We start from the raw sequence: 10,912 nt of genomic DNA on the forward strand, positions 1-10,912 counted from the left end.
AGCGAGGCTCTAACTCGCGGATCGGGATCGGTACGGCGAACGCAAGAGCGCCAGCGTCATGCGGATCCGCCCGGACTCTCGCTACGCTAGACGCGAAAGAGGACATGCCAGGAGGGGTTCGGCAAGGTGAACAGGAAGCACGCCTTTTTCCGCGCGCAAAAGCAAAACCCCCGGTCATCGCTGACCAGGGGTTTTGGGATAGGAGCTTGACGATGACCTACTCTCACATGGGGAGACCCCACACTACCATCGGCGATGCGTCGTTTCACTTCTGAGTTCGGGAAGGGATCAGGTGGTTCCAACGCTCTATGATCGTCAAGCAATTCGGTTGGATATCCGTTCGCTTGGGCTTACGTCTATCCGGATTCAGGTATGTGATTTCAAGGTGTTTTGCGGTTCATGCGAACTTTCGGTTCGTCGACTTCACCTTACAACACACAATCATCAGATTGTTTGGGTGTTATATGGTCAAGCCTCACGGGCAATTAGTACTGGTTAGCTCAACGCCTCACAACGCTTACACACCCAGCCTATCAACGTCGTAGTCTTCGACGGCCCTTCAGGGGAATCAAGTTCCCAGTGAGATCTCATCTTGAGGCAAGTTTCCCGCTTAGATGCTTTCAGCGGTTATCTTTTCCGAACATAGCTACCCGGCAATGCCACTGGCGTGACAACCGGAACACCAGAGGTTCGTCCACTCCGGTCCTCTCGTACTAGGAGCAGCCCCTCTCAAATCTCAAACGTCCACGGCAGATAGGGACCGAACTGTCTCACGACGTTCTAAACCCAGCTCGCGTACCACTTTAAATGGCGAACAGCCATACCCTTGGGACCGGCTTCAGCCCCAGGATGTGATGAGCCGACATCGAGGTGCCAAACACCGCCGTCGATATGAACTCTTGGGCGGTATCAGCCTGTTATCCCCGGAGTACCTTTTATCCGTTGAGCGATGGCCCTTCCATACAGAACCACCGGATCACTAAGACCTACTTTCGTACCTGCTCGACGTGTCTGTCTCGCAGTCAAGCGCGCTTTTGCCTTTATACTCTGCGACCGATTTCCGACCGGTCTGAGCGCACCTTCGTACTCCTCCGTTACTCTTTAGGAGGAGACCGCCCCAGTCAAACTGCCCACCATACACTGTCCTCGATCCGGATCACGGACCAGAGTTAGAACCTCAAGCATGCCAGGGTGGTATTTCAAGGATGGCTCCACGCGAACTGGCGTCCACGCTTCAAAGCCTCCCACCTATCCTACACAAGCAGGCTCAAAGTCCAGTGCAAAGCTACAGTAAAGGTTCACGGGGTCTTTCCGTCTAGCCGCGGATACACTGCATCTTCACAGCGATTTCAATTTCACTGAGTCTCGGGTGGAGACAGCGCCGCCATCGTTACGCCATTCGTGCAGGTCGGAACTTACCCGACAAGGAATTTCGCTACCTTAGGACCGTTATAGTTACGGCCGCCGTTTACCGGGGCTTCGATCAAGAGCTTCGCTTGCGCTAACCCCATCAATTAACCTTCCGGCACCGGGCAGGCGTCACACCCTATACGTCCACTTTCGTGTTTGCAGAGTGCTGTGTTTTTAATAAACAGTCGCAGCGGCCTGGTATCTTCGACCAGCCAGGGCTTACGGAGTAAATCCTTCACCCTAGCCGGCGCACCTTCTCCCGAAGTTACGGTGCCATTTTGCCTAGTTCCTTCACCCGAGTTCTCTCAAGCGCCTTGGTATTCTCTACCCGACCACCTGTGTCGGTTTGGGGTACGGTTCCTGGTTACCTGAAGCTTAGAAGCTTTTCTTGGAAGCATGGCATCAACCACTTCGTCATCTAAAAGACGACTCGTCATCAGCTCTCGGCCTTGAAACCCCGGATTTACCTAAGATTTCAGCCTACCACCTTAAACTTGGACAACCAACGCCAAGCTGGCCTAGCCTTCTCCGTCCCTCCATCGCAGTAACCAGAAGTACAGGAATATTAACCTGTTTCCCATCGACTACGCTTTTCAGCCTCGCCTTAGGAACCGACTAACCCTGCGTCGATTAACGTTGCGCAGGAACCCTTGGTCTTTCGGCGTGGGTGTTTTTCACACCCATTGTCGTTACTCATGTCAGCATTCGCACTTCTGATACCTCCAGCAAGCTTCTCAACTCACCTTCACAGGCTTACAGAACGCTCCTCTACCGCGTCACTTACGTGACACCCGCAGCTTCGGTGTGTGGTTTGAGCCCCGTTACATCTTCCGCGCAGGCCGACTCGACTAGTGAGCTATTACGCTTTCTTTAAAGGATGGCTGCTTCTAAGCCAACCTCCTAGCTGTCTAAGCCTTCCCACATCGTTTACCACTTAACCACAACTTTGGGACCTTAGCTGGCGGTCTGGGTTGTTTCCCTTTTCACGACGGACGTTAGCACCCGCCGTGTGTCTCCCATGCTCGGCACTTCTGGGTATTCGGAGTTTGCATCGGTTTGGTAAGTCGGGATGACCCCCTAGCCGAAACAGTGCTCTACCCCCCAGAGTGATACATGAGGCGCTACCTAAATAGCTTTCGAGGAGAACCAGCTATCTCCGAGCTTGATTAGCCTTTCACTCCGATCCACAAGTCATCCCCTACCTTTTCAACGGGAGTGGGTTCGGTCCTCCAGTCAGTGTTACCTAACCTTCAACCTGCTCATGGATAGATCGCCCGGTTTCGGGTCTATACCCAGCGACTAAACGCCCTATTAAGACTCGCTTTCGCTACGCCTACCCTATACGGTTAAGCTTGCCACTGAATATAAGTCGCTGACCCATTATACAAAAGGTACGCAGTCACCTAACAAGTAGGCTCCCACTGCTTGTACGCATACGGTTTCAGGTTCTATTTCACTCCCCTCTCCGGGGTTCTTTTCGCCTTTCCCTCACGGTACTGGTTCACTATCGGTCAGTCAGTAGTATTTAGCCTTGGAGGATGGTCCCCCCATGTTCAGACAAAGTTTCTCGTGCTCCGTCCTACTCGATTTCACTTCAAAGATCCTTTCGCGTACGGGGCTATCACCCACTATGGCCGCACTTTCCAGAGCGTTCCGCTAAAATCAATGAAGCTTAAGGGCTAATCCCCGTTCGCTCGCCACTACTAAGGGAATCTCGGTTGATTTCTTTTCCTCAGGGTACTTAGATGTTTCAGTTCCCCTGGTTCGCCTCTTGCACCTATGGATTCAGTACAAGATACCTAGGTTATCCTAGGTGGGTTCCCCCATTCAGAGATCTCCGGATCAAAGTCTGTTTGCCGACTCCCCGAAGCTTTTCGCAGGCTACCACGTCTTTCATCGCCTCTGACTGCCAAGGCATCCACCGTATGCGCTTCTTCACTTGACCATATAACCCCAAGCAATCTGGTTATACTGTGAAGACGACATTCGCCGAAAATTCGCGCTTGAACTCGCAAATTTTACCTTGACTTGAATGATCACCAGTGAAAGAGATCATTCAGTCTTACTTCTATCACATACCCGAATTTTTAAAGAACAGTTCTGGTGCAAAGACCAGAAATCAATGTTCATCCACGAACATTCATTTCTGAGCTTTCGACGATTGTTTGGATGGTGGAGCCAAGGAGGATCGAACTCCTGACCTCCTGCGTGCAAAGCAGGCGCTCTCCCAGCTGAGCTATGGCCCCGTATCGGATCACGCAGCACACCAACAATTGGTGGGTCTGGGCAGATTCGAACTGCCGACCTCACCCTTATCAGGGGTGCGCTCTAACCAACTGAGCTACAGACCCAATCGTCTAACCAGTGAATCAAGCAATTCGTGTGGGAGCTTATGAAGAAGCTGAGATCTTCGATTAAGGAGGTGATCCAGCCGCAGGTTCCCCTACGGCTACCTTGTTACGACTTCACCCCAGTCATGAATCACTCCGTGGTAACCGTCCCCCTTGCGGTTAGACTAGCTACTTCTGGAGCAACCCACTCCCATGGTGTGACGGGCGGTGTGTACAAGGCCCGGGAACGTATTCACCGTGACATTCTGATTCACGATTACTAGCGATTCCGACTTCACGCAGTCGAGTTGCAGACTGCGATCCGGACTACGATCGGTTTTATGGGATTAGCTCCACCTCGCGGCTTGGCAACCCTTTGTACCGACCATTGTAGCACGTGTGTAGCCCTGGCCGTAAGGGCCATGATGACTTGACGTCATCCCCACCTTCCTCCGGTTTGTCACCGGCAGTCTCCTTAGAGTGCCCACCCGAGGTGCTGGTAACTAAGGACAAGGGTTGCGCTCGTTACGGGACTTAACCCAACATCTCACGACACGAGCTGACGACAGCCATGCAGCACCTGTGTCTGAGTTCCCGAAGGCACCAATCCATCTCTGGAAAGTTCTCAGCATGTCAAGGCCAGGTAAGGTTCTTCGCGTTGCTTCGAATTAAACCACATGCTCCACCGCTTGTGCGGGCCCCCGTCAATTCATTTGAGTTTTAACCTTGCGGCCGTACTCCCCAGGCGGTCGACTTATCGCGTTAGCTGCGCCACTAAGATCTCAAGGATCCCAACGGCTAGTCGACATCGTTTACGGCGTGGACTACCAGGGTATCTAATCCTGTTTGCTCCCCACGCTTTCGCACCTCAGTGTCAGTATCAGTCCAGGTGGTCGCCTTCGCCACTGGTGTTCCTTCCTATATCTACGCATTTCACCGCTACACAGGAAATTCCACCACCCTCTACCGTACTCTAGCTCAGTAGTTTTGGATGCAGTTCCCAGGTTGAGCCCGGGGATTTCACATCCAACTTGCTGAACCACCTACGCGCGCTTTACGCCCAGTAATTCCGATTAACGCTTGCACCCTTCGTATTACCGCGGCTGCTGGCACGAAGTTAGCCGGTGCTTATTCTGTTGGTAACGTCAAAACAGCAAGGTATTAACTTACTGCCCTTCCTCCCAACTTAAAGTGCTTTACAATCCGAAGACCTTCTTCACACACGCGGCATGGCTGGATCAGGCTTTCGCCCATTGTCCAATATTCCCCACTGCTGCCTCCCGTAGGAGTCTGGACCGTGTCTCAGTTCCAGTGTGACTGATCATCCTCTCAGACCAGTTACGGATCGTCGCCTTGGTAGGCCTTTACCCCACCAACTAGCTAATCCGACCTAGGCTCATCTGATAGCGTGAGGTCCGAAGATCCCCCACTTTCTCCCTCAGGACGTATGCGGTATTAGCGCCCGTTTCCGGACGTTATCCCCCACTACCAGGCAGATTCCTAGGCATTACTCACCCGTCCGCCGCTGAATCCAGGAGCAAGCTCCCTTCATCCGCTCGACTTGCATGTGTTAGGCCTGCCGCCAGCGTTCAATCTGAGCCATGATCAAACTCTTCAGTTCAATACTGCTTGGGTTTTGAGAAAACCCTAAACTTGGCTCAGCAATCGCATTCTCTTAAAAAGAGATAAAACTCTCGAATTCACGAGTGTTACTTGCGTTGCTGATAATCTTGCGATCACCAGTCTTACATCACAAGCACCCACACGAATTGCTTGATTCGACTTGTTAAAGAGCAGTTGGTCAAGGCTTTCGTCTCAACCGAGGCCGCGCATTCTACAGCAACCTCTCGTTCCGTCAAGCGTTATTTTCGAAAATTTTCTTTTCTACTCAACCGCTTGCGCCGACCTTCAAACTATCTTCCGATCAGCGGGAGGCGCATTCTACAGCGTTCAAATTCGCTGTCAAGCACCTCGATGAAGCTTCGTTTCGAGCCCCTTTCGGGACCGAACCGCTGCGGCGAACAACCTGCCGGAGCGCTTCACCACCCCTGGGAGAGAATCCGTAAATCCTTGATTTTCAAGCATTTACTCTTCGTCGTCGCCGGGAGTGGTGCGCATTATAGGGAGATAGAAACTGGCGTCAACACTTATTTGAAACTTTTTAACCCAAAGGTCAGGAAGCCCAGAGGACGCCCCATTCCTCCTTTATAGGCTGGCTTGCCCCGCCCTCTCCTTCTGTTGCCTCATATAAGGAATGCGAGCCACGGCTCCGCCGCTTTCGACGAGTGTTCCATGCGCCTCATACATACCTCCGACTGGCACCTGGGCCAGACCCTGCACGGCCAGGACCGCGATCATGAGCATGCGCGCTTCCTCGACTGGCTGCTGCGCCAGCTGGAAGAGCAGCGCGCCGATGTCCTGCTGATCGCGGGCGATATCTTCGACACGATCAATCCACCGCTCAAAGCCCAGGAGCGCCTCTACGACTTCATCGTCAGCGCCCATCGACGGCTGCCGCGGCTGGAGATCGTGATGATCGCAGGCAACCACGACTCCGGCGCGCGCATCGAACTGCCCGCTCCGCTGATGAAACGACTGAACGCCCATGCCATCGGCCGAATCGGCTGGATAGACGAAAGCCTCGATAGCGATCGCCTGCTGCTGCCCCTGCACGACGCGGATGGCCAGGTCGCCGCCTGGTGCCTGGCCCTGCCCTTCCTGCGTCCCGCCGAAGTCACCGGAGGCGGGCTCGGCGACGATTACCTGGCCGGTATCCGCCAGGTGCACGAACGCCTGGTTGCCGCCGCGCACGCCCGTCGCACGCCGGGACAGGCACTGGTCGCCGTCAGCCACGCACACATGGCCGGCGGCTCGGTTTCCGAAGACTCCGAGCGAAACCTGATCATCGGCAACGTCGAAGCGCTGCCCGCCAGCCTGTTTCCGGAGCAGATCGCCTACGTAGCCCTCGGTCATCTGCACAAGCCACAGAAAGTCGCCGGACAGGAGCGCATTCGCTATAGCGGCTCGCCGCTGCCGCTGTCCTTCGCCGAAGTGAACTATCGCCACCAGGTCCTCCTCGTCACCCTGGAAGGTGAGCGCCTGAAGGATGTACAGAGTCTTCCGGTGCCACGCGCGGTGGAACTGTTGCGCATCGGCCCCGCGCCTCTTGGCGAGGTGCTCGATCGAATCGGCGAACTGGCCGAGGCCGACCTGCTGAACGAACAGCGGCCCTGGCTGGAAGTCCGCGTCATGCTGGATCAGCCGCAACCGGACCTGCGCCAGCAGGTCGAGAGCGCCCTGCTGGGCAAGGCTTGCCGTCTGGTGCGCATCGCCAGCGAGTACCAGCGCCGCGACGAAGAGCAGGCGCCGCTGCTCGGGCTCGACCAACTCAACCCCCAGGAACTGTTCAGCCGCGCCTGGGAAAGCGCCTATGGCTCCGGCCCGGATGCGCAGGCGCTGGATGACTTCGCCAGCCTGCTGCAAAGCGTCGAACTGGCCACCGAAGAGCCCCCGGGGAAATAAGCCGTTCCATGAAGATTCTCGCCATCCGCCTGAAGAACCTCGCCTCCCTCGCTGGCGAGCAGGAAATCGACTTCACCCGCGAACCGCTGTCCAGCGCCGGCCTGTTCGCCATCACCGGTCCGACCGGCGCCGGCAAGAGCACCGTGCTGGACGCCCTGTGCCTGGCCCTGTTCGGCAGCACGCCGCGGCTGGAAAGCACTTCGGCCAGCAGCAAGGTTCCCGATGGCCGGAACGAGCTGTCCAGCAACGACGAACGCAACCTGCTGCGCCGCGGTTGCGCCAGCGGCTACGCCGAAGTGGATTTCGTCGGCATCGACGGCCACCGCTATCGCGCCCGCTGGGAAACCCGGCGCTCCCGGGACAAGGCGGACGGCGCCTTGCAAAAGAGCCAGCAGAGCCTCCAGGACCTGGAGACCCAGCAAATGCTGGCAGCGAACAAGAAAAGCGAGTTCCGCGAACAGCTGGAGCAGAAGCTCGGCCTCAATTTCGCCCAGTTCACTCGCGCCGTGCTGCTGGCCCAGAGCGAATTCAGCGCCTTCCTCAAGGCCAGCGACAACGACCGCGGCGCATTGCTGGAGAAACTCACCGACACCGGCCTGTACAGCCAATTGAGCAAAGCCGCCTATCAGCGCGCCAGCCAGGCCGACGAGCAGCGCAAGCAACTCGAGCAACGCCTGGAAGGCAGCCTGCCCCTGGCCGAGCAGGCCCGGGCCGGGCTCGAGGCGGCGCTGGAATCCCACGCCCAGGCGCGTCTCCAGGAACAACAGGCACTGCAACGTCTGGAAGGCCAGCAACAATGGTTCACCGAGGAGCAGCGGCTGCTGCAATCCTGCGAGCACGCACAAGGCCAACTGGCCGAGGCCAGGCAGGCCTGGGACGCCCTGGCGACGGAGCGGGAAACCCTGCAATGGCTGGAGCGCCTGGCTCCGGTTCGCGGACTGATCGAACGCCTGAAGCAACTCGAGCAGGAACTCCGGCACTCCGAGCAGCAGCAGCGGCAGCGCACCGAGCAGCAAGCCGCGGGCGCCGAGCGCTTGCAAGGATTGCGGGCCCGCTTGCAGGAGGCGCGCGAGCGCCAGGCCCAGGCCGACAACCATCTGCGTCAGGCCCAGGCGCCGTTGCGCGAGGCTTTCCAGCTGGAGAGCGAGGCCAGGCGCCTGGAGCGAACGCTGGCCGAGCGACAGGAACTCCATCGGCAATCGAACCAGCGCCACGCCCAGCAAAGCGATGCCGCTCGGCAACTGGATATGGAGCAGCAGCGCCATGTCGCGGAACAGGCGCAACTGCAGGCGGCATTGCGCGACAGCCAGGCTCTCGCCGCGCTCGGCGACGCCTGGGCGACCCACCAGGGCCAGCTCGCCGCCTTCGTGCAACGTCGCCAGCGCGCGCTCGAAAGCCAGGCGCAGCTCCCCGAGCTGGAAAAATCCCTGGCCCACGCCGGGGAACCGCTCGAACGCTTGCAGGCGCAATGGACCGCCCTCCATGGCAGCGAGCCGGACGACCTGGCGGCACGCCTGGACGAATTGCGCCGGCAGACCGATAGCCTGGAACGACAACAAGCGCTCCACAAGGAATGGCAACAGGTCCTCGACCAACGCGCCGGTCTGGCTCGACGCCTGGGCGAACTCGACCAGCGTATGGTCGAGCAGGAGCAGGCATTGCTCGACCTGAAACGACAAGGCAGCCAATGCGCCGAGGAGGTGAAGGCGGCGGAGCAGGCCCTGCAGGTCACCCGCGAGTTGCTCCAGCGCCAACGTCTGGCCCGCAGCGCCAGCGTCGAGCAACTGCGCGCCGGCCTGGTGGACGGCGAGGCCTGCCCGGTCTGCGGCAGCCAGGAGCATCCCTATCACCATTCCGAGCAACTGCTCGCCGCCCTCGGTGAACACGACGACCAGGAGCAGGTCCGCGCCGAGCAGTCCCTCGAGCGGCTGCGACAGACCCTGGTCGGTCTGCGCGAGGGCTATTCCAGCCAGCGGGAAAGACTCAACCAGAGTCGCCAGGAGCAGCAGGAACTGACTGGCCAACTGGCCGCGCTCGATCGGCAACTGGACCAATGGACGCTGCCGGAAGAACTGCGACTCCTGCAGCCGTCCGCGCAGTTGGAGTGGCTGGCACAACGCCTGGACGACCTGGCAGGGCAGCGCCAGCAGTGCCAACGAGACTTCGACCGGCTGATCGCCCGCCAGCGCCAGACCCAGCAATTGCAGCAGGAACTGCGGGCCGCCGAGACGATCCTGCAACAGCGCCAGCAGGCGCTGACGGAACAACGGCAGCGCTACGAACATTTGCAGCAGCAGGTCGAGGAGGACAGCCAGCAATTGCGTCCATTGCTCTCCGACGAGCACTGGCAGCACTGGCAGACAGATCCGCTGCGGACTTTCCAGGCCCTCGGCGAGTCCATCGAGCAACGCCGGCAGCAACAGGCGCGGCTTCAGCAGATCGAACAGCATCTGCAGGAGCTCAAGCAGCGCTGCGATGAAACGAGCTGGCAACTGAAGCAAAGCGACGAGCAACGCAACGAAGCCCGCCAGGCAGAGGAAAGGGCCCAGGCGGAACTCGCCGAGCTGAACGGACGCCTCGGCGCTCACCTGGGCCAACACGCCTGCGCCCAGGATTGGCAACTATCGCTGGAACACGCCGCGCAAGCGGCGCAGAGCGCCGTCGAGACGCTCCAGGCGCCCCTGGATTCGCTGCGCGAGGAACAACTGCGACTCGCCGAAGCCCTGGAACACCTGCAGCAGCAACGGCAGCGCCAACAGGATGAGTTCCAGCGCCTTCAGGCCGACTGGCAGGCCTGGCGCGAACGCCAGGACAACCTCGACGACAGCCGCCTCGACGCCCTGCTCGGCCTTTCCGAGGAACAGGCGACGCAATGGCGGGAGCAATTGCAGCGACTGCAAGAGGAGATCACCCGCCAGCAGACACTGGAAGCAGAGCGCCAGGCGCAACTGCTCCAGCATCGCCGGCAGCGGCCGGAAACCGACCGCGAGGTGCTGGAAGACAACCTGCGGCAACAGCGCGAACGCCTGGCCGCCAGCGAACAGGCCTACCTGGATACCTACAGCCAGTTGCAGGCCGACAACCAGCGCCGCGAGCAGAGCCAGGCGCTGCTTGCCGAACTGGAGCGAGCCCGCGCCGAGTTCCGCAGATGGGGCCGCCTGAACGAACTGATCGGTTCGTCCAGCGGCGACAAGTTCCGCCGCATCGCCCAGGGCTACAACCTCGACCTGCTGGTGCAGCACAGCAACGTGCAGTTGCGCCAGTTGGCGCGGCGCTACCGCCTGCAGCGCGGCGGCAGCGAACTGGGCCTGCTGGTGGTGGACACCGAGATGGGCGACGAACTGCGCTCGGTGTATTCGCTCTCCGGCGGCGAGACCTTCCTGATTTCCCTGGCCCTGGCGCTCGGCCTGGCCTCTATGGCATCGAGCAAGCTGCGCATCGAGTCGCTGTTCATCGACGAAGGCTTCGGCAGCCTCGACCCGGAATCCCTGCAACTGGCGATGGATGCCCTGGACAACCTGCAGGCCCAGGGGCGCAAGGTGGCGGTGATTTCCCACGTCCAGGAAATGCACGAACGGATCCCGGTCCAGGTGCGGGTCCAGCGCGAGGGCAACGGCATGAGCAGCCTGAAGGTGGTCGGCTGAGCCGAC

2 protein-coding genes, 2 tRNA genes and 3 rRNA genes are annotated in these 10,912 nt (G+C 58.8%); 2 read left to right on the top strand and 5 right to left on the bottom strand.

Annotation, left to right across the window (positions count from 1 at the left end; genetic code table 11):
- Window positions 1–204: 204 nt before the first annotated feature.
- The 5 genes from rrf to ACYAF3_RS04545 form a co-directional block, all read right to left on the bottom strand.
- Window positions 205–320 (bottom strand): 5S ribosomal RNA (gene rrf, locus ACYAF3_RS04525).
- A 144-nt stretch (window positions 321–464) separates the two neighbouring features.
- Window positions 465–3,355: ribosomal RNA gene (locus ACYAF3_RS04530) — 23S ribosomal RNA — on the bottom strand.
- 225 nt (window positions 3,356–3,580) lie between these two features.
- Window positions 3,581–3,656 (bottom strand) — tRNA-Ala (locus ACYAF3_RS04535).
- A gap of 28 nt (window positions 3,657–3,684) precedes the next feature.
- Window positions 3,685–3,761: transfer RNA gene (locus tag ACYAF3_RS04540), tRNA-Ile, on the bottom strand.
- Window positions 3,762–3,825: 64 nt separating this feature from the next.
- Window positions 3,826–5,361: ribosomal RNA gene (locus ACYAF3_RS04545) — 16S ribosomal RNA — on the bottom strand.
- The 16S, 23S and 5S rRNA genes sit together here with 2 tRNA genes alongside, the layout of an rRNA operon.
- A gap of 671 nt (window positions 5,362–6,032) precedes the next feature.
- Here ACYAF3_RS04545 and ACYAF3_RS04550 point away from each other — a divergent pair.
- Together ACYAF3_RS04550 and ACYAF3_RS04555 are read left to right on the top strand one after the other, a co-directional pair.
- The gene (locus ACYAF3_RS04550; protein ID WP_003107018.1) at window positions 6,033–7,262 is read left to right on the top strand and encodes an exonuclease SbcCD subunit D C-terminal domain-containing protein; all 1,230 of its coding nucleotides are present in this window, start codon (window positions 6,033–6,035) and stop codon (window positions 7,260–7,262) included.
- Window positions 7,263–7,270: 8 nt separating this feature from the next.
- Complete coding sequence (locus ACYAF3_RS04555; RefSeq protein ID WP_116680134.1) at window positions 7,271–10,906, top strand: AAA family ATPase; 3,636 nt, start codon at window positions 7,271–7,273, stop codon at window positions 10,904–10,906.
- The last annotated feature ends 6 nt before the right edge of the window (window positions 10,907–10,912 follow it).

It is taken from the genome of Pseudomonas sp. TZ252 (assembly GCF_056110345.1).

Coding starts and splice junctions, on each gene's coding strand:
- ACYAF3_RS04550 (WP_003107018.1), top strand. CDS start 6,033: ATGCGCCTCATACATACCTCCGACTGGCACCTGGGCCAGACCCTGCAC.
- ACYAF3_RS04555 (WP_116680134.1), top strand. CDS start 7,271: ATGAAGATTCTCGCCATCCGCCTGAAGAACCTCGCCTCCCTCGCTGGC.